This is a genomic window from Actinophytocola sp., assembly GCF_035634895.1.
Taxonomy (GTDB): Bacteria; Actinomycetota; Actinomycetes; order Mycobacteriales; family Pseudonocardiaceae; genus Actinophytocola.
Map to the genome: position 1 here is coordinate 1 of NZ_DASQCC010000002.1, position 22,372 is coordinate 22,372.

General features: G+C 71.5%; 20 protein-coding genes. 13 read left to right on the plus strand and 7 right to left on the minus strand.

What is annotated here, in order from left to right:
• Both VET29_RS00460 and VET29_RS00465 read left to right on the plus strand, forming a co-directional pair.
• A partial coding sequence (locus tag VET29_RS00460) for an FAD-binding protein (protein ID WP_324913108.1) occupies window positions 1-807 on the plus strand: 807 nt, incomplete at its 5' end.
• 58 nt (window positions 808-865) lie between these two features.
• The gene (locus VET29_RS00465; protein ID WP_324913110.1) at window positions 866-1,546 is read left to right on the plus strand and encodes an alpha/beta fold hydrolase; all 681 of its coding nucleotides are present in this window, start codon (window positions 866-868) and stop codon (window positions 1,544-1,546) included.
• Here the strand turns inward: VET29_RS00465 and VET29_RS00470 are convergent.
• Together VET29_RS00470 and VET29_RS00475 are read right to left on the minus strand one after the other, a co-directional pair.
• The gene (locus tag VET29_RS00470) at window positions 1,527-2,669 is read right to left on the minus strand and encodes a sensor histidine kinase (protein ID WP_324913114.1); all 1,143 of its coding nucleotides are present in this window, start codon (window positions 2,667-2,669) and stop codon (window positions 1,527-1,529) included. The two genes, VET29_RS00465 and VET29_RS00470, sit on opposite strands and share 20 nt — an antisense overlap.
• Window positions 2,669-3,322 carry a response regulator transcription factor gene (locus tag VET29_RS00475; RefSeq protein ID WP_324913186.1) on the minus strand — a complete coding sequence of 218 codons (654 nt, stop codon included), beginning with the start codon at window positions 3,320-3,322 and terminating at the stop codon, window positions 2,669-2,671. The genes VET29_RS00470 and VET29_RS00475 overlap by 1 nt, the downstream gene beginning before the upstream one ends.
• A 117-nt stretch (window positions 3,323-3,439) precedes the next feature.
• Here VET29_RS00475 and VET29_RS00480 point away from each other — a divergent pair, with 117 nt between their 5' ends.
• Together VET29_RS00480 and VET29_RS00485 are read left to right on the plus strand one after the other, a co-directional pair.
• Complete coding sequence (locus tag VET29_RS00480) at window positions 3,440-4,840, plus strand: S41 family peptidase (protein WP_324913118.1); 1,401 nt, start codon at window positions 3,440-3,442, stop codon at window positions 4,838-4,840.
• 143 nt (window positions 4,841-4,983) lie between these two features.
• Window positions 4,984-5,871, plus strand: a complete 888-nt coding sequence (locus tag VET29_RS00485) for a C45 family peptidase (RefSeq protein ID WP_324913122.1) — start codon at window positions 4,984-4,986, stop codon at window positions 5,869-5,871.
• Window positions 5,872-5,883: 12 nt separating this feature from the next.
• On the opposite strand, the gene VET29_RS00490 is transcribed toward VET29_RS00485, so the two are convergent.
• Window positions 5,884-6,486 (minus strand): TetR/AcrR family transcriptional regulator, encoded by a 603-nt coding sequence (locus VET29_RS00490; RefSeq protein WP_414636426.1) that lies wholly within the window; start codon window positions 6,484-6,486, stop codon window positions 5,884-5,886.
• An 88-nt stretch (window positions 6,487-6,574) separates the two neighbouring features.
• Here VET29_RS00490 and VET29_RS00495 point away from each other — a divergent pair, with 88 nt between their 5' ends.
• From VET29_RS00495 to VET29_RS00510, 4 genes are read left to right on the plus strand one after another with little or no spacing between them, the layout of a single operon-like run.
• A complete protein-coding gene (locus tag VET29_RS00495; RefSeq protein ID WP_324913126.1) occupies window positions 6,575-7,915 on the plus strand; it encodes a cytochrome P450 in 1,341 nt (446 codons plus the stop codon).
• Complete coding sequence (locus VET29_RS00500) at window positions 7,912-8,799, plus strand: alpha/beta hydrolase (RefSeq protein ID WP_324913128.1); 888 nt, start codon at window positions 7,912-7,914, stop codon at window positions 8,797-8,799. The genes VET29_RS00495 and VET29_RS00500 overlap by 4 nt, the downstream gene beginning before the upstream one ends.
• Window positions 8,786-9,631: an SDR family oxidoreductase gene (locus VET29_RS00505; protein ID WP_324913130.1), complete on the plus strand. Its 846-nt coding sequence runs from the start codon at window positions 8,786-8,788 to the stop codon at window positions 9,629-9,631. Before VET29_RS00500 ends, VET29_RS00505 begins: the two co-directional genes overlap by 14 nt.
• Window positions 9,628-11,103 (plus strand): NAD(P)/FAD-dependent oxidoreductase, encoded by a 1,476-nt coding sequence (locus VET29_RS00510; RefSeq protein WP_324913133.1) that lies wholly within the window; start codon window positions 9,628-9,630, stop codon window positions 11,101-11,103. The genes VET29_RS00505 and VET29_RS00510 overlap by 4 nt, the downstream gene beginning before the upstream one ends.
• A gap of 66 nt (window positions 11,104-11,169) precedes the next feature.
• Here the strand turns inward: VET29_RS00510 and VET29_RS00515 are convergent, their stop codons facing one another.
• Window positions 11,170-11,976: an SAM-dependent methyltransferase gene (locus VET29_RS00515; RefSeq protein WP_324913136.1), complete on the minus strand. Its 807-nt coding sequence runs from the start codon at window positions 11,974-11,976 to the stop codon at window positions 11,170-11,172.
• 146 nt (window positions 11,977-12,122) lie between these two features.
• Here VET29_RS00515 and VET29_RS00520 point away from each other — a divergent pair, with 146 nt between their 5' ends.
• On the plus strand, window positions 12,123-14,045 hold the full coding sequence (locus VET29_RS00520) for a prolyl oligopeptidase family serine peptidase (RefSeq protein ID WP_324913140.1): 1,923 nt from the start codon (window positions 12,123-12,125) through the stop codon (window positions 14,043-14,045).
• On the opposite strand, the gene VET29_RS00525 is transcribed toward VET29_RS00520, so the two are convergent.
• Entirely contained in the window at window positions 14,042-14,530 is a 489-nt protein-coding gene (locus VET29_RS00525; RefSeq protein ID WP_324913142.1) for a hypothetical protein, read from the minus strand. The two genes, VET29_RS00520 and VET29_RS00525, sit on opposite strands and share 4 nt — an antisense overlap.
• 47 nt (window positions 14,531-14,577) lie before the next feature.
• Between VET29_RS00525 and VET29_RS00530 the strand changes: the two genes are divergently transcribed.
• On the plus strand, window positions 14,578-14,925 hold the full coding sequence (locus VET29_RS00530) for a DUF952 domain-containing protein (protein ID WP_324913144.1): 348 nt from the start codon (window positions 14,578-14,580) through the stop codon (window positions 14,923-14,925).
• Window positions 14,926-14,978: 53 nt separating this feature from the next.
• Window positions 14,979-15,557: a dihydrofolate reductase family protein gene (locus VET29_RS00535; RefSeq protein WP_324913146.1), complete on the plus strand. Its 579-nt coding sequence runs from the start codon at window positions 14,979-14,981 to the stop codon at window positions 15,555-15,557.
• Here VET29_RS00535 and VET29_RS00540 read toward each other — a convergent pair.
• A complete protein-coding gene (locus tag VET29_RS00540; RefSeq protein WP_324913148.1) occupies window positions 15,554-15,799 on the minus strand; it encodes a phosphopantetheine-binding protein in 246 nt (81 codons plus the stop codon). The two genes, VET29_RS00535 and VET29_RS00540, sit on opposite strands and share 4 nt — an antisense overlap.
• Window positions 15,800-15,906: 107 nt before the next feature.
• Complete coding sequence (locus tag VET29_RS00545; RefSeq protein WP_324913150.1) at window positions 15,907-17,454, minus strand: long-chain-fatty-acid--CoA ligase; 1,548 nt, start codon at window positions 17,452-17,454, stop codon at window positions 15,907-15,909.
• 157 nt (window positions 17,455-17,611) lie between these two features.
• Between VET29_RS00545 and VET29_RS00550 the strand changes: the two genes are divergently transcribed.
• Window positions 17,612-19,165 carry a helix-turn-helix transcriptional regulator gene (locus VET29_RS00550; protein ID WP_324913152.1) on the plus strand — a complete coding sequence of 518 codons (1,554 nt, stop codon included), beginning with the start codon at window positions 17,612-17,614 and terminating at the stop codon, window positions 19,163-19,165.
• A 171-nt stretch (window positions 19,166-19,336) separates the two neighbouring features.
• A complete protein-coding gene (locus VET29_RS00555; RefSeq protein WP_324913154.1) occupies window positions 19,337-22,342 on the plus strand; it encodes an amino acid adenylation domain-containing protein in 3,006 nt (1,001 codons plus the stop codon).
• The last annotated feature ends 30 nt before the right edge of the window (window positions 22,343-22,372 follow it).

The following is a 22,372-nucleotide window of genomic DNA, read 5'->3' on the forward strand; positions in this document are numbered from 1 at the left end:
CAGCGCCAGCCGACCGGCTGGTCCGTCGGCGCCAAGGAGAACACCGGCGACGGCATCCGCGCCGGCCAGCGTGCCGGGGCGGCACTCGACCTCATGGACGACGCCTGGTGGGGCCCGGCCATCCCGCTGCCCGACCAGCCCTACTTCTGCCTTGCCGAGCGCACCCTGCCCGGCGGCCTGATCGTCGACACGGGCGGCGACCGGTTCGTCAACGAGGCCGCGCCCTACAGCGACGTCGTGCATGTCATGTACGACCGGAACCCGAACGACCAGTGCATCCCGGCCTGGCTGATCGTCGACCAGAACTACCGGAACCGGTACCTGTTCAAGGACGTCCTGCCGACCCTCCCGCTGCCGAACGACTGGTACGCCTCCGGCGCGGTGTTCAGGTCGTCCACGGTCGACGGCCTCGCCGGCGCGATCGGGATACCGCCGGCCACACTGCGCAGGACGGTCACGCGGTTCAACAGCCTGGCGTGGAGCGGCGCCGACGCCGACTTCCGGCGGGGTGCCAGCGCGTACGACCACTACTACACCGACCCCGGGGTGTTCCCGAACTCGTGCCTCGCGGCGCTGTGGCTGCCGCCGTACTACGCGTTCAAGATCGTGCCCGGTGACCTCGGCACGAAGGGTGGCATGCGCACGGACGCGCGGGCCCGCGTGCTCAGGGCGGACGGCTCGGTCATCCCGGGCCTGTACGCGGCGGGCAACGCGAGCGCGGCGGTCATGGGCCGCAGCTACGCGGGCGCGGGCTCGACCATCGGCCCGGCCATGACCTTCGGCTACATCGCGGGCAACGACGTCTGATCCGCCGGTGTCGGTCCCGGACTGTAGGGTCGGGCGACCGCGACGGGTGGAGGATCACTTGGACATCGTTCTCGTGCCGGGCCTGTGGCTCGACGGCTCGTCGTGGGAGAGGGTCGTGCCCGCGCTCGAGGCCGCCGGGCACCGCGCGCACGCGCTGACCCTGCCCGGGCTCGCCCCCGGCGAGGACCCGGGCCCGGTCACCCTGGCCGACCACGTCGGCGCGGTCGTCGCGGCGATCGACTCCTGTGCGGACAAGGTCGTGCTGGTCGGGCACTCCGCCGGGTGCGGGATCTGCCACGCGGCCGTCGACGCGCGTCCGGACCGGGTGGCGCGGGCGATCCACGTCGCCGGCTTCCCGACCGGCGACGGCGGGCGGCTCGCCGACGAGTTCCCCGAGGCGAACGGGGCGGTGCCCCTGCCGGGCTGGTCGGTCTTCACCGAGGAGGACCTCGCCGACCTGGACCGGGACGCGTTCCGCGCGCGGGCGGTCTCCTCGCCGGCACAGGTGATCCGCGGCCCGCAGCGGTTGACCGACGAGCGACGCTACGACGTGCCGGTCACCGCCGTCGCGACCGAGTACACCACCGCCATGCTGCGTACGTGGATCGCCGCGGACATGGCGCCGGTGCGGGAGTTCAGCAGGATCCGCGACGTCGAGTACGTCGACCTGCCCACCGGTCACTGGCCCCAGCTCACCCGCCCGGCCGACCTCGCCGAGATCATCCTCGACCGGAGCTGAGCGGGTTCACCGTCGGGAACCGCACGGTCGTCTCCAGGCCGCCCTCCGGCCGGGCGTGGACCGCCACCGATGCGTCGTGCGCCTCCGCGACGGCACGCACGATCGACAGGCCGAGCCCCAGCCCCTCGCCGGTCCTGGCGGGCCCAAGCCGTTGGAACGGTTGGCAGAGCCGCTCGACCTCACCCGGCGGCACGACCGGGCCGGTGTTCGTCACGACGAGCACGCCGTCACCGCACGACACCGACACCCACCCGTCAGAGACGTTGTGGCGCAACGCGTTGTCCACCAGGTTGGCCACCAGCCGCTCCGCCAGCGCGCGGTGACCCGACACGGGACACGGCCCGACCGACGTCCGAACGGGCTCCTGGCGGGAGTCGAGCACCTCGCGGACCACCTCGCCGAGGTCGAACGGCCGGCGGATGTCGATGCCGGCGTGGCCGCGGGCCAGCGTCAGCATCGCCTCGATCAGTCGCTCCTGCTGTGCGCCCGCCGCGAGCACCCGCTCGTGTGCCGCCCGCAGTGTCGCCACGTCCGCGTCGGGATCCGCCAGTGCCACCTGCCCGATCGCGCGCTGCCGGGCGAGCGGTGTGCGCAGCTCGTGCGACGCGTTCGCGACGAACCGCCGCTGTGCCTGGAACGACGTCTCCAGCCTGGCGAGCAGCGCGTCGAACGTGTCGCCCAGCTCCTTCAGCTCGTCGTTCGGACCGGGCAGCGCGAGCCGGCGGTGCAGGTTGGTCGCGGAGATCTCCCGCGCCGCGGCGGTGACCGTGCGCAGCCTGCGGAGGATGCGGCCGGCCGACCACCAGCCCAGTGCCAGCGACAGCACCGCCATCACCACGAGCGCGATCCCCGACTGCACGAGCAGCTGGTGCAGCACGTCCGTCCGCTGCTCGTGCAGCGCCTTGGCGACGACCTCCTGGACCTCCTGGACCACCGGATCGGGCTTCGCCGGCCGGTCGCCGAGCCCGGGCTTCGGGGGCGCGTCGGGGACCGGGACGAACGGCGTGCCCGCGGCGACCTTGTGCCGCGTCAGGGTGTAGGTGAGCACCAGCAAGGCGACGCCGCAGACGAGGAACAGGCTGCCGTGCAGGAGAGTGAGCCGCAGTCGCACGGTCCAGCGCATCAGATCCGGTACCCGCCCCTGGTCACGGTCTCGATCACCGGTGGGTCACCGAGGTTGGCCCGCAGCCGGCTCACCGTGATCTTCACGGCGTTGGTGAACGGGTCGGTCGCCTCGTCCCACACGCGTTCCAGCAGCTCCTCCGCCGACACGGCCCGCCCGGACGCCGCCAGCAGCAGCTCCAGCACCCCGAACTCCTTGGGCGCCAGCTCCAGCGCCCGGGTCCCCCGCACGGCCCGCCGCCGCGCCGTGTCCACCAGCAGGTCACCGTGCCGCAGCACCGGCGGCACGGCGGGGTGCGCGCGCCGCGCCAGCGCGCCGATCCGCGCCACCAGTGCCCGGAAGTCGAACGGCTTGGGCAGGTAGTCGTCCGCGCCGAGACCGAGGCCGTCGACCAGGTCCTCGGTGGTGGCCGCCGCGGTCAGCATCAGGATCCGGCCACGGGTGCCGGCCGAGGTCAGCTCCGCGCACACGTCGTCGCCGTGCCGGACCGGCAGGTCGCGATCCAGCACGATCACGTCGTAGTCGTTGCACAGCGCGCGTTCCAGCCCGCTCCCGCCGTCCAGCGCCACGTCGACCGCCATCCCCGCGCGCCGCAACCCGGCCGCGACCGTGTCCGCCAGCTCCTCGTCGTCCTCGACCACCAGCACCCGCACGCGCGCCAGTATCGCGGCCGGCCGGTTTCGGCGAGGTCTCATTCGAGCGATACCTCGCCGAAACCGCCGTCCCCGTAGAAATCGCTCCGGATCATCCGCGATACCAAGGGGAACGTCATGAGACACAGATGGGGAACAGCGGTGCTCGCCGTGCTCGCCGTGGCGGCGTCGCTCGTCGGCGTGGGGGCGAGCTCGTTGGCGGCGGCGACGTCCGCCGCGCCACGCAGGCCGGCGGCCTGTGCCACACCGGACCCGAGCCAGCCGCCGCCCACGCCGGCGCCGACCTCGCTCACCACGGTCGCGCAGGCGTACCACTGCATCTTCGACAACTACTACGGCGGGCCGGTGCTCGACAGCCGGACGCTCCTGGTGCCGGCGTTCGCGGCGGTCACGCGGGAGTTGCAGCGCCGGGGTCTCGACCAGGCCGACGCCACGCTGCCGGCGCTCACCGGCCGTCGTGACGCCGACTGGGCCGCGTTCGGCAGGGTCTACCAGCGGGTCGCGAACGCGCTGCCGGACGACGAGGTGCGCGATGCCGTCGCCGGCGCCGCGATCGGGGCCATGGTGACCGCGCTCGGCGACGACCACGCACGCTGGCTCGACGGTGGCCTGCGGAACCTCTACGCGCTGATGCTGTCGGTGATCGTCGGTCCCGGCGACATCGACCCGGTGGCCACCGAGCCGGCGTACATCAACGCGATCACTCCCAACGGCCCGGCCGCGGCCGCCGGCCTGAGGCTGGGCGACGAGGTGCTCGCGGTCAACGGCGTCCCGCTGTTCACCAACGGCGTGTTCAACAAGGGGGTGCTGGCCTGGCTGACCAGGGGAGACGTCGGCGCCACGACGACGTTCACGGTGCACCGGCCGGCCACCGGCGAGACGTTCACCGTGACGGCGACCGCCGCCCGCGCACCGGGACCGCGCCCGGCCGTGACGTCCAGGCTCGTCGACGGGAACGTCGCATACGTGACCCTGCCGGGCTTCGACCCGGAGCTGGCCGACCAGGTGCTCGCGGCGGTCGACGCGCTGCGGTCGCAGGCCGACCTGCGTGGCGTGCTTCTCGACCTGCGGGGCAACGGCGGCGGCGATCCGGCGGCGGTCGCCAGGCTGCTCGGCGCGCTGGCGCACGGCAAGGTCACGAGCTACTGGTGCGACGTGCGCGACAGGTGCACGCCCAACCGCACCGACGACTCGGTGGCGTTGCTGAACCTGCCGTTCGTCGCGCTGACCGACCGGCGTTGCGCGTCAGCCTGCGACTCGTTCGCCAGCGCGGTCAAGGACCTCAGGCTGGGCAAGCTCGTCGGCACCCGCACCGCCGGTGCGGTGTCCGGCCCGGGGGAGCGGTACGCGCTGAACGACGGAAGCGGGCTCCTGCTGCCGAAGACCCACGAACTCGCCGCGAACAAGGAGATCATCGACACCGTGGGCGTCGCGCCGGACCACTACGCCCCGACCACCGCCGCCGACCTGTCCGCCGGCCGTGACCCGGGACTGGCCATGGCCGTGTCCCTGCTCTGAGCCACGTGTGGGACCCGGCCGGCCCGGCCGGGTCCCACACACCGTCCGGGATGGACACGCCGGCTTCAGAAGCGGCGTGGGACGCAGTACTGTCCAGCGTGGCATGATGCACGTCCCCCACACCCCCAGAAGCGGTCCGCGGCATGATTCCCGTCCACTTTTCTCATGAGCGGTCGCCGGCCGAGCGCGGCCTGGTGCTGGGCGCCTCCCTGCGCCCGGACATCGAGCGCACCTACGCTTCCTACGCCTCGCTCTTCACCGCGCACGGCGTCAGCCACACGCAGGCCCGCGAGTGGGGCGAGCACGCACTCGCCGAGACCCGTGCCTGGGCGCCCAAGCTCGCCAGGGAGATCAACGGCATCGCCGTCGGCGCCGGGCTGGACCCCTGGCAGCTCGGGGCGTTGAACGCCCGCACCGAGATCCTCGCCGCCACCGGCGAGGGTGAGTGCTCGACCTCCGTGGGCGCCGGCGCGACCGGCCCGCACACCATCCAGACCTGGGACTGGCACGACACGCTCCGGCACGTGATGCTGCTGTGCGCCATCACCCTCCGGCCGGGCTTCGCGGTCTGCACGTTCACCGAGTTCGGCATCGTCGGCAAGATCGGCGTCAACTCGGCCGGCCTCGGCGTCCACTTCAGCGTCCTGCGCCACGACAGCGACCACGCGGACATCGGCGTCCCGGTCCACGTGGTCGCCCGCCGCATCCTCGACGAGGCGTACACGGTGGACGAGGCGACCGAGATCGCCCGTTCGGCGCGCCTGTCGGCGTCGTCGGTGTTCACCATCGTGACCGGAGACGAGATCCGCGGCCTGGAGCTGAGCCCGGCCGGTGTCGCCGAACTGCCGCCGCGGCAGCGCACGGCGCCCGACACGCGCTGCGAAAGCCTCGCGACCATCAGCCTGGACGTCGCCGAGGGCCGGCTCGACGTCCACGAGGGCGGCCCCCGACAGGTGTCGCCGGAGACGTGGCAGTCCTTGTCCGCCAAGGAGATCGCGTGGCCGACGTCGGCCACGACACCCACCGGGTAGGCACGCCGTCGCTCACGACGGCAACCGGCCGGGCGGCGCGAGCAGTGCGATCGACCCCTGGACCGCCACCTCGGTGATGTCCGACGCGCGGCCACCTTCCTCGACCGTGGTCGCGATCAGCTCCCGCAGGCCGCCCAGCAGGAGTATCGCCAGCTGCCGGGGCACCCCGTCCGGCCGGATCGGCCGCCACTCACGGGTCATGGACAGCTCCTGGACCATGCGGACGAACGCCGCCATCAGCTCGCGTTGCAGGTCCAGGCCCGAGGTGCCGAGCGCCGGCACGTCCCGGATCCAGCTCACCACGATCCCCGGCCGCGTCTCGGTGCACCCGATCCACGCCTCGACCGCCTGCCGCACCTGCGTCGCCCAGGGCTCGGCCGGGTCGACCGCGGCGCTGATGGCCCGGATCATCTCGGTGTTGGCGTCCCGCAGCAGCTCGACGAAGCACTCCTCCTTGCTCGCGAAGTGCTCGTAGAACGTCCGCCGGGACGTGCGGGCACGGCGGACGACGTCGGCCACGGTCGTCTTCCGGTAGCCGACGTCCACAATGGACTCGGCGAGCCCGTCCAGCAGCCGACGCCGGAAGGCCTCCTGGAGCTGCGTCGTCACTGCCATCACGCTAGTACACCTCCACTTGTGCGGGATGGTACATCGGCGTACCGTGGCATGGTACGGCGGCGTACCGGATCTAGGGGGGTTCACGATGACCACGCTTCCGCCGGGCCCGACGAGTCCTCGGCTGGTGCAGGCGCTCTTCTCCATTCTCACGCCGTATCGCGGCATGCGCAGGCTGCGGGCCCGCTACGGCGACGCCTTCCTGGTGAAGACGCCGGTCTTCGGCCAGGCGCTCGTGATCAGCGATCCCGCTGAGATCAGGCAGCTGTTCCAGACCTCTCCGGACATCGCGGAGAACGTCGAGCCGAACCTCGGCCGCATCCTCGGCCCCGGCTCGATGTTCGCGTTGCGGGGGGAGGCACACCGCGCGCAGCGCAAGCTGCTCGTCCCGCCGTTCCACGGCCGCCGGCTCGCGGCGATGGAGCGGATCGTCGAGGAGGAGACGGAGCGCGAGCTGGCGTCGTGGCCGGAGGGGCGGCCGTTCCCGGTGCTGCCCTCGACCATGCGGATCACGCTCAACGCCATCCTGCGCGCGGTGTTCGGCGCGGAGGGCGCGGAGTTCGAGCGGCTGCGTGAGCTGCTGCCGCGGCTGGTGACCGTCGGCTCGGCGATCGTCCTGCTGCCGATGCCGAAGACGCGGCTCCCGAGCTGGACGCCGTGGGGCAGGTTCCGTGCGATGCGCCGCGAGTACGACATGGTCGTGAACCAGCTGATCGACAAGGTCGCGAACGACCCGGAGATCGAGGAACGCAACGACGTCCTCGCGATGATGCTGCAGAGCCGGTACGAGGACGGCTCGCCGATGACCCGCGGCGAGATCGCCGACCAGCTGCTCGCGCTGCTGGCCGCCGGCCACGAGACCACGGCGACGACCCTCGCCTGGGCGGTCGAGCGGCTGCGCCGGCATCCCACGGTGCTCGCCGGCCTCGTCGAGGAGGTCGACGCCGGCGGCCGGGAGCTGCGGGACGCGACGATCACCGAGGTGCAGCGCAACCGTTCGGTCATCGACCTGGTGGGCCGCAACATCAGGGTGGACGGCTTCGAGCTGGGCCGGTGGACGGTGCCGAAGGGAACCAACGTGCTGGTCAGCATCGACCTGATCCACGACGACCCGGCGGTGTTCCCGAACCCGCGCGCGTTCGACCCGTCGCGGTTCATGGGCAGGCGGCCGGACCTGTACCAGTGGATCCCGTTCGGCGGCGGCACCCGCCGCTGCATCGGCGCCGCGTTCGCCACGATGGAGATGAACGTGGTGCTGCGGACCATGTTGCGGGACTTCACCCTGGCGCCGACGAGCGAGCCGGCCGAGCGCTGGCACTCCCGCGGCGTGGCCAACGCCCCCGCGAAGGGCGGCATCGCGGTGGTGCGCCGCCGCGGTGCCGGCGCGGTGCCGTCCGCCACGGCCGCGGCGACGGGAGCCCAGCAGTGACCGAGCGGGTCGCCGAGGTGGGCCGGGGCATCTCCCTCGCCTACGAGGAGTTCGGCACCGGCGAGGCGCTGGTGCTGGTCGCCGGCCTCGGCCAGCAGATGCACAGCTGGCCGACACCGTTCTGCGAGGGGCTGGCCGAGCGCGGCCACCGGGTGATCCGGTTCGACAACCGCGACGAGGGCGGCTCGACCCACCTGGGTTTCCGGCCACCGGGCATGGGCGCCATCCTGCGGCGGCGCTGGTCGCCGGAGCAGTACGACCTCACCGACATGGCGGCCGACACGGTCGGGCTGCTCGACGTCCTCGACCTCGCGGACGCACACCTCGTCGGCGCGTCGATGGGCGGCATGATCGCGCAGACGGTCGCGGCGCTGCACCCCGGGCGGGTCCGCACGCTCACGTCGATCATGTCGACCACGGGCGCCCGCCGCGCCGGCCGGCCGGCGCTGTCGACCTGGCTGCTGATGGCGGGCAGGCCGGGCCGGACCCGCGAGGCGGCGCAGGACCGGGCGGTGCGGATGTTCCGGCACATCGGCTCGCACGGGTACCCGTTCGACGAGGCGTGGGTCCGCGAGCTGGCCGGTCAGGGCTGGGACCGCGACCCGTCGTCCGCGGGCGTGGCCAGGCAGCTGGGCGCGATCGTCCGCTCGGGTGACCGGACCCGGCTGCTGGCGTCGGTCACCGCGCCGACCCTGGTCATCCACGGCGACCGTGACCGCATGGTCCACCCGACGGGCGGCGTGGCGACGGCGCGGGCGATCGACGGCGCACGCCTGGAGACCATCCCGGGCATGGGCCACGACCTGCCGCGGGGGGCGTGGCCACGGTTGCTGGACCTGATCGACAGCCACGCGACCCAGAGGAGCACCGATGCCACGGCTTGACATCACCGGCCGTCCCGTCATGATCACCGGCGCCGCGTCCGGCATCGGCCGCGGGCTGGCGAGGCGCCTGTCCCGCCTCGGCTCGCCGGTGGCGATCGCGGACGTGGACGAGGCAGGCCTGAAGGAGACCGAGACCTCGCTCAGCGGCCGCGTCCTGAGCCGGGTCCTGGACGTCCGCGACGCCGACGACGTGCGACGCTTCGCCGGCGAGGTACGCGACTGGCTCCCCGCGCCGCTGGCGGCGGTGTTCAACAACGCGGGCGTGGCGGTCACGTCGTCGGTGCTGGACGCGGTGCCCGAGGACGACCAGTGGCTGTGGGACATCAACTTCCACGGCGTGGTCAACGGAACCCGGGCGTTCCTGCCGATCCTGGCCGACCAGGACTCCGGCGCGATCGTGAACACGTCGAGTGTGTACGGCCTGGCGGGCGTCCCGTACCAGAGTGCCTACTGTGCCGCGAAGTTCGCGGTACGCGGGTTCACCGACGCGCTGCGGCAGGAGCTGCGGGGCACGGGCGTACGAGCGGTCACCGTGCACCCGGGCGGCATCACGACGAACATCGCCCGCAACGCGCGGATCCGCAGGGACCCGGAGGGCCTGGGCCGCACGAAGGACCAGATGGCCGCCCAGTTCGAGGCGATGACGATGACCACCCCCGACAAGGCGGCCGAGATCATCCACAAAGGACTGGAACGGGGGAGGGCGCGGATCCTGGTGGGCCCGGACGCGTACCTGTTCGACGCGCTGGCGAGAATGGCGCCGACGCACTACTACGACGTCATCGCGCGGGTGATGAACGCCATGCGCGCGCGACAGAAGGAGACCGTGTGACCCACGTCGATGTGCTGATCGTCGGTGCCGGCCTGTCCGGCATAGGCGCGGCACACCAGCTGCAGAAGGCGTTTCCGGGTAGGACGTACAAGATCCTGGAGGCGCGGGAGACGATCGGGGGCACCTGGGACCTGTTCCGGTACCCCGGGGTGCGGTCGGACTCGGACATGCACACGCTGGGCTACCGGTTCCGCCCGTGGACCCGGTCGAAGGCGATCGCGGACGGTCCGTCGATCCTGGAGTACGTCCGCGAGACGGCAAGGGATGCGGGGATCGACCGGCACATCCTCTTCGGCCACCGGGTCGTGCGGGCGGCGTGGTCCACGGAGGACAGTCGCTGGATGGTGGAGTCGGTCCACGGGGACGAGACGGTGACGACGACCGCGTCGCTGCTGTACATGTGCAGCGGCTACTACCACTACGACGCGGGCCACACACCGGACTTCCCCGGCGTGGACCGGTTCGAGGGCACGGTGGTCCACCCCCAGCTGTGGCCGGAGGACCTGGACTACACGGACAAGAAGGTGGTGGTGATCGGCAGCGGCGCCACGGCGGTGACGCTGGTCCCGGCCATGACCGACCGGGCGGCACACGTGACGATGCTCCAGCGGTCACCGTCGTACGTCATGGCACTGCCGGCGGAGGACAAGATCGCGAACACGCTGCGGCGGATCCTGGGCCCGGAGCGGGCGTACTTCCTGACCAGATGGAAGAACGTCCTGGTGGGCACGTTCTTCTACCAGTTGAGCCGCCGCCGCCCGGAGGTGGCGAAGTCCATGCTCCGCAAGGCGATGGTGAAGATGCTGCCACCGGGCTACGAGGTGGACGAGCACTTCAAGCCGAGGTACCAACCGTGGGACCAGAGACTGTGCCTGGTCCCGGACGGCGACCTGTTCAGTGCGATCCGCCACGGCAGGGCGTCGGTGGTGACGGACCGGATCAGGGAGTTCACGCCGACGGGCATCGCACTGGAGTCCGGCACCGAACTGGACGCCGACATCGTGGTGACGGCGACAGGACTGCGGCTGCTGGCGTTCGGCGGCATGGAGCTGTCCGTGGACGGCAAGCCGGTGGAGCTCAGAAAGACCATGGCCTACAAGGGAATGATGCTGAGCGGCGTACCGAACTTCGTCTTCACGATCGGTTACACGAACGCGTCGTGGACCCTGAAGGCGGACCTCGTGGTGGAGTACACCATCAGGCTGCTGAAACACCTGGACGCGCGAGGCTACCGCCAGTTCGTCCCGACGAACGAGGACCCGACGGTGACGGAACGCCCGCTGATGGACTTCCAGGCAGGCTACGTACTGCGGTCGATGGACGAGTTCCCGAGAGCGGGCTCGCGAAGCCCGTGGCAGCTGGGCATGAGCTACGCCCACGACGTGGTGACCCTACGCCACGGCAAGGTGGAGGACGGCGCGATGAAGTTCACCCGCGGACGGTCGAGGGTGGAAGCAGCCACCGGAACCTGACGGTCGCGCGACGACGGCCGGGTCGTCCCGAACTACCCTTCGGGACAACCCGGCCGTTCCGACGTGCTAACCCTTCCGGCCGACCCCGGCGTAGAGACCGTCGCGCTCCGGGTCTTCCTGGTCCGGAATCTCGGGACGCCACTGGGAGGTGGTGACCAACCCGGGAGTCACCAGCTCGAACTCACCGAACAGACCGAAGACCTCGGCACGGCTCCGTGCCCGCACCCGGTTCTGCGAGCTCTTCATCGCCTCGGTCAGCTCCTCGGCCTTCACCACCGCGAAGTCGTTCGTCAGGTGGGTCATCGCCAGGTAGCTGCCCGCCGGCAGTGCGTCGCGGTATGCCTGGAAGATCCGGTCGGGGTCCTGGTCGTCCAGGATGTAGTGGCCGATGGTGATCGCCAGCAGCCCGATCGGCTTGGTGAAGTCGAGGACCCGCTGCGTCTCCTTGTCCCTCAGCACCAGGCCGGGCTTCGTGATGTCCGCCTGCACGATCACGGCGTTCCTGTTGCCTTCCAACAGGAGTTGACCATGTGCGACCGCGACGTGCTCGTTGTCGACGTACACCACGCGCGACGACGGGTCCACTCCCTGCGCGATCTCGTGCACGTTGCCGACCGTCGGAATACCCGACCCGAGGTCGAGGAACTGCCGGATGCCCTGGTCGAGCATGAACAACACGGCCCGGCGCATGAACGACCTGTTCATGATCGCGAAGCGTTTGGCGTCCGGCTGGATCGCCAGAATCCGCTGCTCCAGGAACTCCCGGTCAACCGCGAAGTTGTGGCTGCCGCCCAGTAGGTAGTCATACATCCGCGCGGCGCTCGGTTTGTCGGTGTTCACCGAGGTCGGCACCCAGTTGGTCTGCTGTGACACCCGTTCTGCTCCTGTTCGTGGGTCGACGGGGTCCCGCGCTCCCCATGATGATTCCGACATTACCGGCGGCGGTGCCGCCAGGAAAATCCGCGTGGTAGGAAGGCGAGGTGACCACGGGTGATCTTTTCGCTGACCTCGATGGATTCGTGACGCTGCCACGCGTGGCCGGTTTGTGGCTCTCGCCGGACGGGCAGCGGCTCGTCGTCGGCGTGTCCACGCTCAACCACGACAGGACCAGGTTCGTGTCCGCGCTGTGGGAGGTCGACCCGGCCGGCGAGTGGCCCGCGCGCCGGCTGACCCGCAGCGACGAGGGCGAAGGCGGAGCCGCGTTCACGAAGGACGGCGACGTCCTGTTCGTCTCCGCGCGCCCGCGGCCCGACAAGAAGGACAGCTTGGCCCTGTGGCGGCTGCCGCGGACCGGTGAGCCCGAGCTGCTCGCCGCGCCGCCGGGCGGAGTGCGGGGCGTGGTGGTCGCCCGCGAGGCCGGCACGGTCGTGCTCGGCGCGCCGATGCTGCCCTCGGCGGACAGTCCGGAGAAGGACGAGGAACTGCACAGACGTCGCCGGGACGCCGCGGTCAAGGCGATCCTCCACGACGAGTTCCCCGTCCGCTACTGGGACCACGACCTCGGGCCCGCCCGCACCCGCCTGCTCGCCGGCCGGCCCGGCGACCTGCGCGACCTGCGCGACCTCACGGGACACGTTGGCCGAGCCATCCACGACGACGCCAGCTGGGACATCACCCCCGACGGCCGCACGATCGTCACCACCTGGGCGGTCGCGGAGCCGGGCGCCTCGCAACGGGCCACCCTGGTCGCGATCGACGTCGAGACCGGCGCCCGTCGCGTCCTCGCCGACGACGACCACGAGTACGACCAACCACGCATCTCACCCGACGGCACTCTGGTCGCGGTCGTCGTGCGGGAACGCCCGACCGCCGAACGCATCGGCGACAACTGGCTCGCCGTCGTCCCGGTGGCGGGCGGGACCGCGCGCAGGCTCGAGAACGGCGACCGCTGGCCGCACTCCGCCCAGTGGACGCCGGACGGCACGGCGCTCGTGTTCGTCGCGGACCACCGGGGCCACGCACCGCTGTGGCGGATCACGATCGCCACGAACGAGGTCACCCGGCTGACCGAGACCGGTGCGTTCAGCGCACCGAAGATCGCCCCGGACGGGACGATCTACGCACTGCACTCGGGCGTGGACCACCCACCCGCGCCCTGCCGGGTGACCACTGACGGCCAGGTCCAGCCGCTCCAGGGTCCGGGCCCGGCCGTGCAGGTGCCGGGCACGATCGAGGAGGTCACCGCGGCGACCGCGGAGGGCGTCCCGCTGCGTGCCTGGCTCGCGCTGCCGGACACGGACGGACCGGCGCCGATGCTGCTCTGGATCCACGGTGGCCCGATCGGCTCGTGGAACGACTGGCACTGGCGCTGGAACCCGTGGGTCGCGGTCGCGCGCGGCTACGCCGTGCTCCTGCCCGACCCGGCCATCTCGACCGGCTACGGCCTGGACTTCATCCAGCGCGGCTGGGGCCAGTGGGGCGGCACCCCGTACACGGACCTGATGACGATCACCGACGCGGCCGTCGCCCGCGCCAACATCGACGAGACCCGCACGGCCGCCATGGGCGGGTCCTACGGGGGCTACATGGCCAACTGGGTCGCCGGCCACACCGACCGGTTCCGGGCGATCGTGACGCACGCGTCGCTGTGGCACATGGACCAGATGGGCTCGACCACGGACGGGGCCTACGAGTGGGTCCGCGAGATGACCCCCGAGAAGGCGGCCGAGCAGTCCCCGCACCGGTTCGTCGACCGGGTCAGCACGCCGATGCTGGTCATCCACGGGGACAAGGACTACCGGGTGCCCATCGGCCAGGCGCTGACCCTGTGGTGGGACCTGACCTCGCGCAACGCCGGCGAGCACAAGTTCCTGTACTTCCCGGACGAGGGCCACTGGATCGAGCAGCCGGGCCACGTGAAGGTCTGGTACGAGACCGTGCTCGCCTTCCTGGCGCACCACCTGCTCGGCGCGAGGTGGCAACCACCGGAGATGCTGGGTTAGCCGCGTGCGGCGCCGGCGGGCCACAGCACGGTGACCGGCAGCCCCCGGTGGCGGGCCGCGCTCACCACGTCCGCCGTGCCGCCGTACCCGCCGGCCGGCCGGCCGTCCCAGACCGCGAGCAGGGAGTCGATCCTGGCCAGCATGTGCTCGCTCGCCGCCATGTACGCGGCCGGGCCCGAGCTGGGGAAGGGCATCGTGTGGACCGTGGCCGCGCGGTCGAGGAGGGCGTCGAACTCGTCGAGGTCGTCCGGGGCGATCAGGTGGTCCCGGTAGTCGGCGGCCGGCAGGACGACGTGGAGCGTGCCGCCGAGGTCGAGCAACGCGTGGGCGAACAGCTGGTCGGATCCTCTGGCCAGGCACGTCACACCGGCCAGCTCGGTTCTCGCGTAGCCGGTCAGCTCGGCCCGCACGGCATCGGTCACCAGCGGGAACGACGCCGGCGTGAGGTTCGTGTGTCCGGTGATGCCGATGCGGGGCAATGCCACTTCCCTTCGGTCGGGCCCGTACAGAGTGCGCCCTTTACGCTGCCGGCATGATCCTCCACATCACGACCCGTGCCGAGTACCGGGCGGGGGAGCCCTACCGCGCGGCGTCGCTCGACACCGAGGGCTTCGCGCACTGCTCCGACCTCGGGACCGTGCACCTGCCGGCCAACCGGCTGTTCGCGGGCCGGACGGACCTGGTGCTGCTGGAGATCGACCCGGCCGGGCTCGACGTGCCGCTGCGCTGGGAGCCCGGCGCGCCGCCGGACCCGAACGGGGCCTGGTTCCCGCACGTGTACGGCGTGATCCCACCCGAGGCCGTGGTGAAGGTGCACGATTTCCCGCCCGGCCCGGACGGGTTCGTGCTCCCGGACGCGCTGGCCCGCGGATGTCGATAGCCGTGCCGTGACTCCGACCTGGTTCCGTGCACACCGGAGCCGAGGAGCGAGTCATGCGCAAGGTGATCTACTGGGTCCACACGTCCGTCGACGGTTTCATCGCCGGGCCGAACGGGGAGTTCGACTGGCCGGAGCTGACGCCCGAGCTGTCCGCGTACTCGGACGTGCTGGCCGACCGGGTCGGCACGTTCCTGTACGGACGGGTGGTCTGGGAGCTGATGTCGAGCTACTGGCCGACCGCCGACCAGATCTCCGACCACCCGCACAACGTGCGGTTCGCCCCCATCTGGCGGGCGACCCCGAAGGTGGTGTTCTCCCGCACCCTGACGGCGGCGGGCTGGCACACCCGCGTCACGGCCGACGTCGAGACCACGGTGCGTGCCCTCAAGGCCGAGCCCGGCAAGGACCTGATGGTCACCGGCGGCGCCACGCTCGCGGCGGAGCTGGCCCGCCTGGACCTGATCGACGAGTACCAGGTCGTGGTGCACCCGGTGGTGCTCGGCGGCGGCAAGCGGGTGTTTCCCGTACGGGAACGGCTCAACCTGACCCTCGCCGGGACCCGCGCCTTCGACGACCGCGCGGTGCTGTTGAGCTACGTGCGGGCTCAGGGCGCCGCCGCGCCGGAAAGCTAGGCCGCTTCAGGGAAGAAGCGGTCGCGGATGTTGGCGATCGTGCGGAAGTCGTCCGTGGTCACCTGGTCGAGGGAGATCTCGATGTTGGTCTCGGCCTCGATCAGGTAGAGCAGCTCGACGAAGTGCATCGAGTTCAGTACACCGGTCAGCACCAGATCCTCGTCCACGCCGATGGGCCCGACATCCGGGCACTTCGACTCGAGGAACGACGTGATGAACTCCGGAACAGCCGCCGTGCTCATGGTATCCAGCCCCTTTCTCGGTTGAACGGCCTTACGCCGCTTCGTGGTCGTGCGCACCTCGGGTGGACGGACGTGGTCGGTACGAGCTTCCTGGCCATCGCCGTCTCCTATGCCACTCGCCGGTCGAGATGAGCCCAGAAGCGCTCGCGCAGCTCGCGGCGCAGGAGCTTGCCGCTCGGGTTGCGCGGCAGCGACTCGACGAGCTCGAAGCTCGACGGGATCTTGAAGTCCGCGATCCGGCCGCGCAGGAACCCGACGAGCTGGCGTGTCCCGACGGTCTCGCCCTGCCTCGGCACCACGAAGCAGTGCACGACCTCGCCCCAGTGCTCGTTCGGCACGCCGACCGCGGCCGCCTCCAGGACCATGGGATGCGCGGCGACCGCGTTCTCGATCTCCGCCGGGTACACGTTCTCGCCCGCCACGATGATCGTGTCCTTCACCCGGTCCCGGATGAACAGGAACCCGTCCTCGTCCACGTACCCGGCGTCCCCGGTGCGCAGCCAACCGTCCACGATGGTCGCCGCGGTGGCCTCCGGCAGGCCCCAGTACTCCAGCATGAGGGCCGGGCTGCGCAGCCACACCTCGCCGACCACCCCTGACGGGACCGCACGGCCGTCCTCACCGACGATCCTCAGCTCGATCCCGGGGTACGGCCGGCCCGCGGCCTGCATGCGCCGCCGTCCGACGACATGCTCGGCCGGCGGCAGGCACACCGCCGTGTTCCCGCACTCGGTCAGCCCGTAGATCTGGGCGAACTCGCAGTCGAACATCTCGATGCACCGGCCCAGCAACGCCTCGGAGATCGGCGAGCCGCCGTAGACCACCTTGCGCAGCGACACGAAGTCCGCCGGCTTCGGCCGCGGCGGCGCGAGCATCATCTGCATCTGCGCCGGCACCACGCACGCGGTGGTGATGCCGAGGTCACGTACCAGCCGCACCGCCGAGGGCCCGGCGAACTCCGGCACCGACACCATCGTGATGCCCGCGCAGAAACCCTGGACCGCCCACCACAGGCCGCCGACGTGGAAGCCGGGGATGCCGATGAGGCTCACGTCGTCGGGCCGCCAGTCGATCCAGTCGAGGCCCGCCTCCGCGAGCGCCGCGCGGACCGCGAAGAAGCTGCGGTGGGGGAGCACCGCGCCCTTCGGCTTGCCGGTGGTGCCGCTCGTGTAGACCTGCGCGAGCGGGGTCTCGGCGTCGAACTGCGCGGGCACGGGGGTGCCGTCGGCGCCCCGCCACTCGTTGATCGCGGCGAGTGGCACGATGCGGCGCAGCCGGGGGAGGTCGGCCTTCATCTTCGCGGCCAGCGTCAGGAACTCGTCGTCGGCGAACAGGAGGGTCGCGCCGGAGTCGTGCAGGATGTGGTGGATCTCGGCGGGCCGCAGGCGCCAGTTGATCGGGGTGAGCACGGCGCCGGTCCTGGCGCAGGCGAACAGGATGTCGTAGTACTGCTCGGACTCCTTGCCGAGGTAGCCGACCCGGTCGCCGGCCTCCACACCGGACCGGTGCATCGCGTTCGCCGTGCGGTTGCTCACCACGTCCAGCTCGCCATAGGTGAGCCGCCGGTCCGCGCAGATGATCGCCGGGTGGTCCGGCAGTTCCCGTGCGTGGCGGGCAAGCACGTCGTGGACGGTGTGCACGCGGCCCTCGGTCATCTCCGGCTCCAATTTCGATTTCCTGATCAGATTCAAACAAGCACGGGTAACCGGCCAGTAAGCCGTCGCGGCGGCCGATCCACCATTCGGTAATCGCGCGAGCAATTCGACGGTAAGTGCGGTTGTCGGTAAGGACCGCGCAATTCACCATGAGGTCGTGGACAGCGACCTGGTGCGAGACGGGCTGTCCGAGGAATCGTGGCAACTGCTTCGGGTCGCCGCCGTGCTCGGACGCAGGTTCGAGCTCGCCGAGCTGGCCTCCATGATGCGCAGAAGCGTCGTGGAGCTGCTGCCGGCCATGGATCCCCTGCTGGACCGCGGGCTCCTCGAGTGGGCCGAGGACTGCCTCGAGTTCTGCGGAGAGGCGGTGTGGCGGGCGACGCACGCCGCCCTGCCGCCGGTCGTGCTGGCCGCCCTGCGTGCCGACGTCGAACGGATCCGCGGCGCCGGCCGGCAGGAGCCGGCCGGCGACGAGCTGTCGCGGGCGATCGCGCTCGTGCGGGCCGCGCTGGCCAGGCCCGGTGCCGCCCGGCTCGCCGACGACCTGCACGCGTTGCTCGCGAACCTGTTGCTGCTCAAGGGACAGGGCACGACGGCACGGGCCGCCGCGGAGCGGGTGCTCGTCGTGCCGGACGCGCGGCTGGCCGACGAGGCGGCCGCCACCCGCCTCGCGGCCATGGCGCTGTCCGGTGATCCGGACACCGTGACGGCCGCCGAGGAGGTCCTCGCGACCGCGTCACCGTCGTGCGGCGCGGTGGCGGCCGCGTTCGTGCTGTCCAACATCCTGTGGGACCGGGGCAGGCTGGCCGACTCGCTGCGGATGGCCCGGCACCGCGCGCGCAGCGGCGTCGCGCCGCACTGGTGGCTGTGGCAGCGGCTCGGGCTGATCGAGAAGCTGGGGCTGCTGCGCAGGCTGGACGAGGCGAACGAGCTGATGAACGCCACCCAGGCCGACTCCGCGCGCCTGCGGGTCTACGAGGGCAACCGGGTGATCATCGAGGCGCAGCTCCTGCTCGCCGCCGGCGAGCACGCCGCCGCCGCCACGCGGGCCAGGGCCGGCGTGGCCGCCGCACGCAAGGCGGGCAGCCCGCTGTTCGTACCGCACGGACTGGCGGTACAGGCCGCGGTCGCGTTGCGGGCGGACGACCTCGACACGGCCGTGCTGATGCTGACCGAGTGCGAGGCCGTGCGGGGCGTCGCCGACTGCTTCCCGGCGACCCTGTACACGTGGGTGCGGGTGCGGCTGGCCGCCCGCCGCCAGGGCCCGCGCCAGGCCCTGGCCGTGCTCTCCGACCCGGCCGCCCGGTCGCGGCTGCTCATCGGGGAGCCGGAGGCCGCCGCCTGGCTGGTGCGCACCGCGCTGGCCGCCGAGGAGACCGAGCTGGCCGGGGCGATCGTGCGGGAGGCGGAGCAGCTGGCGGCCGGCAACCCCGGGTTCGCCACCCTGGCCGACGCGGCGGCGCAGGCGCGTACCTGCCTCGACGGCGAGGCGGGCGAACCACGCGAGCAGTCCCGGTGGGACTCGTTCAGCGACGTCGAGCGGGCCATCGCGCGGCTGGTTGCCGACGGCATGACCAACCGGCAGATCGCGACCAGGGTCCGGCTCTCGCCGCACACGGTGAACTACCACCTCCGGGTGCTGTTCCGGAAGCTCGACATCTCCTCCCGCGCGGAGCTGGTGCGGCACGTGCCGAATTCCACGGCCGCGTGAGTGATGTGCAATGCCGACTCAAGTGATGAATTCACACGGCACACATGCACTACTAACTTGAGTAGGGAACCTGTGGACTGACCCGCTCACTTTGGTAGTCGATGTGAATGGGCCGGAAAAGCTACCTTGGTGTCAGTCGAAATCGTCGAACCAGCGCCGAGGGGCCTCCCTATGAAGATCCGTAGGCAGCAGCGCGTCCACGAGCTGTTCACCGCCAGGGCGGCGGCATCGCCCGGCCGCACCGCCGTGGTGCACGGCGACGCCCGGATCAGCTATGCCGAGCTGGAGCGCCGGGCGAACGGGCTCGCCAACTACCTGAACAGCCAGGGGGTCGGCCAGGACTCCGTGGTCATGGTCCACCTGGAACGGTCCATCGACACGATCGTCGGCCTGCTCGCCATCTGGAAGGCCGGCGCCGTCTACCTTCCCGTCGAGCCGAGCGTGCCGGAGAGCCGGCTCGCGACGTTCGTCAAGGAGACCGGCTGCGCCACCGTGATCACCCACGACCGCGACCTGCCGCGGTTCGCCGGCCTCCCGGTCAGCGCCGTCACGACCGCCGCGGGCGCCGGATTTCCCACGACCACACCGGAAACCCGCGTCGGGGCCGGCGACGCCGCGTACGTGATCTACACGTCCGGCTCCACCGGCACGCCGAAGGGCGTGCTCGTCGAGCACCACTCACTGTCCTACCTGGCCGGGGAACTCGTCGGCCGGTACGGCATCACGCCGGACGACAACGTCCTGCAGTTCGCCTCGGTGTCCTTCGACACCTCCATCGAGCAGATCACCGTCGCGCTGCTCGGCGGCGCGACGCTCGTACTGCCCGACCACGCGTGGGCGCCGAGCGAGCTGGCGGAGAAGTCGCGGGCACACGAGATCACCGTCATGGACCTCACGCCCGCGTACTGGCGGCAGTTCCTCTCCGCCGTCGCGAGCGGTGCCGGCGACTTACCGGTGCGGCTCGTGATCGTCGGCGGCGAGGCGGTCAACGCCGAGGACTGCCGCACCGCGCTCGACCTGCTGCCGGGCGTGCGGCTGGTCAACGCGTACGGCCTCACCGAGACCACGATCACCTCGTGTGTCATGGACCTGACCGGGGACGTGCTGCCCGCCCGCGGCGCGGCCCCGGTCGGCCGCCCGCTCCCCGGGACCGTGATCCACGTGCTCGACGAGCACGGCGTGCCGGTGGGCCCCGGGGAGCGCGGCGAGATCTACATCGGCGGGCGCGGCGTGGCCCGCGGCTACCTCAGCGAGGACGGGCGCGGCAGGTTCCAGCTCGACCCGTACTCGTGCGAGCCAGGCGCCCGGCGGTACCGGACCGGCGACCTCGGCACCTGGACCCTCGAGGGCAACCTCGAGGTGGTCGGCCGGATCGACCGGCAGCTCAAGATCCGCGGCTACCGGGTGGAGCCGGGCGAGATCGAGGCCGTGCTGGCCGGGCACCCGGACATCGCGGGTGTCGCGGTGAACGCCTACGAGCAGCACGGCCAGCGCCGCCTCGCGGCGTACTACACGGGGCCGGAGCTGGATGTCCGCGAGCTGCGGGAGTACGTGGGTGGCTACCTGCCCGACTACATGGTGCCGTCCCAGTTCGTGCGGCTGCCCGAGCTGCCGTTGAAGGTCAACGGGAAGGTCGACCTCGCGGCGCTGCCGGCGCCGGAGGCCCGGTCGTCCGAACGGGACGCCGACGCGCCGGTCGACCTCTTAGAGCGGGCCGTCGCGCGGGTGTGGCGCCAGGTCCTGAAGGTCGACCGGATCCACCCGGACGACAACTTCTTCGACAAGGGCGGCAACTCGATCCTCGCGGCCGAGCTGATGGCCAAGGTGCGTGGCTCCCTCGGCGTGATGATCACCCAGGTGCGGCCGCTGATCCGGTTGCTGCTCCAGGACGCCACGCTGGCGAGCTTCGCGCAGGCCGTGCGTGAGGCGCGGGCCGGCACGCTCGCCGGCGACGACACCCGCGCCCGCGTCGACTTCGCCGCCGAGTCCGAGCTGGGGGTGGAGATCCCCGGCGAGGTGCGGGACCAGGCCGCCTGGGCCGACCCCCGGCACATCCTGCTGACCGGCGCGACCGGCTTCCTGGGCGTCTACCTCCTCCGCGAGCTGCTGTCCACGACGGACGCCACGGTCCACTGCCTGGTCCGGGCCGCGGACGCCGACGCCGTCCTGGCCCGCCTGCGTGCCGCCGCCGTGCAGTACTTCGGCGACGACCTCGCCGAGTACTCCGACCGGATCGTCGCCGTGCCGGGAGATCTCGCCAGGCCGAACCTGGGACTGTCCGAAGAGGACTTCGACCGGCTCGCCGCGACGGTCGACGTGATCCACCACCCAGGCGGGCTGGTCAACTTCATCTACCCGTACTCGCACATGCGCCCCGCGAACGTGGAGGGCACCCGGGAGATCATCCGGCTCGCCGCGCGGTACCGCCGCATCCCGGTGCACTACACGTCCACGATGGCCGTGCTCGCCGGGTTCGGCACCGCCGGGGTCCGGCACGTCGACGAGGACACCCCGCTCGCGCACGCCGACCACCTCTCGGTCGGTTACGTGGAGAGCAAGTGGGTGGCCGAGGCGCTGCTGCTCAAGGCCGCCGAGCAGGGCCTGCCGGTGGCGATCTACCGGGCGGCCGACATCTCCGGCGACCGCGAACACGGCGCGTGGAACCTCTCGACCGAGATGTGCGCGATGAAGAAGTTCGTGGTGGACACGGGCATGGCGCCGGTCGCGGAGCTGCCGCTGGACTACACCCCGGTCGACGTGTTCGCCGCCGCAGTCGCGCACATCGCGGCGACCTCGCTGCCCCGTGGGGACGTCTACCACCTGACGAACCCGGGCAAGGTCAACATCTCGGTGCTCGTGGACCGGCTGCGCGCACACGGCCACCAGATCCGCGAGGTGTCGTGGACCGACTGGATCGACGAGATGGTGCGGATCGCGATCGAGCAGCCCGACCATCCGATGACCCCGTTCGCGCCGCTGTTCATCGACCGCTGCGCCACCGGCGTCATGAGCGTCGCGGAGATGTACCTGGAGGACACGTTCCCGGCGTTCTCCCGCACCAACGTGACGAACGCGTTGCGGGGCAGCGGGATCGAGATCCCACCGGTCGACGCGGCGATGCTCGACCGCTACATCGGCTACCTGACGGCCATCGACTTCCTGAAGGCGGCGGCGTGAGCGGAGCACGCGAGCCGTTCCGGCGCCAGC

Coding starts and splice junctions, on each gene's coding strand:
- VET29_RS00530 (WP_324913144.1), top strand. CDS start 14,578: ATGATCCTCCACATCACGACCCGTGCCGAGTACCGGGCGGGGGAGCCC.
- VET29_RS00535 (WP_324913146.1), top strand. CDS start 14,979: ATGCGCAAGGTGATCTACTGGGTCCACACGTCCGTCGACGGTTTCATC.
- VET29_RS00485 (WP_324913122.1), top strand. CDS start 4,984: ATGATTCCCGTCCACTTTTCTCATGAGCGGTCGCCGGCCGAGCGCGGC.
- VET29_RS00545 (WP_324913150.1), bottom strand. CDS start 17,454: ATGACCGAGGGCCGCGTGCACACCGTCCACGACGTGCTTGCCCGCCAC.
- VET29_RS00470 (WP_324913114.1), bottom strand. CDS start 2,669: ATGCGCTGGACCGTGCGACTGCGGCTCACTCTCCTGCACGGCAGCCTG.
- VET29_RS00555 (WP_324913154.1), top strand. CDS start 19,337: ATGAAGATCCGTAGGCAGCAGCGCGTCCACGAGCTGTTCACCGCCAGG.
- VET29_RS00505 (WP_324913130.1), top strand. CDS start 8,786: ATGCCACGGCTTGACATCACCGGCCGTCCCGTCATGATCACCGGCGCC.
- VET29_RS00540 (WP_324913148.1), bottom strand. CDS start 15,799: ATGAGCACGGCGGCTGTTCCGGAGTTCATCACGTCGTTCCTCGAGTCG.
- VET29_RS00495 (WP_324913126.1), top strand. CDS start 6,575: ATGACCACGCTTCCGCCGGGCCCGACGAGTCCTCGGCTGGTGCAGGCG.
- VET29_RS00490 (WP_414636426.1), bottom strand. CDS start 6,486: ATGGCAGTGACGACGCAGCTCCAGGAGGCCTTCCGGCGTCGGCTGCTG.
- VET29_RS00480 (WP_324913118.1), top strand. CDS start 3,440: ATGAGACACAGATGGGGAACAGCGGTGCTCGCCGTGCTCGCCGTGGCG.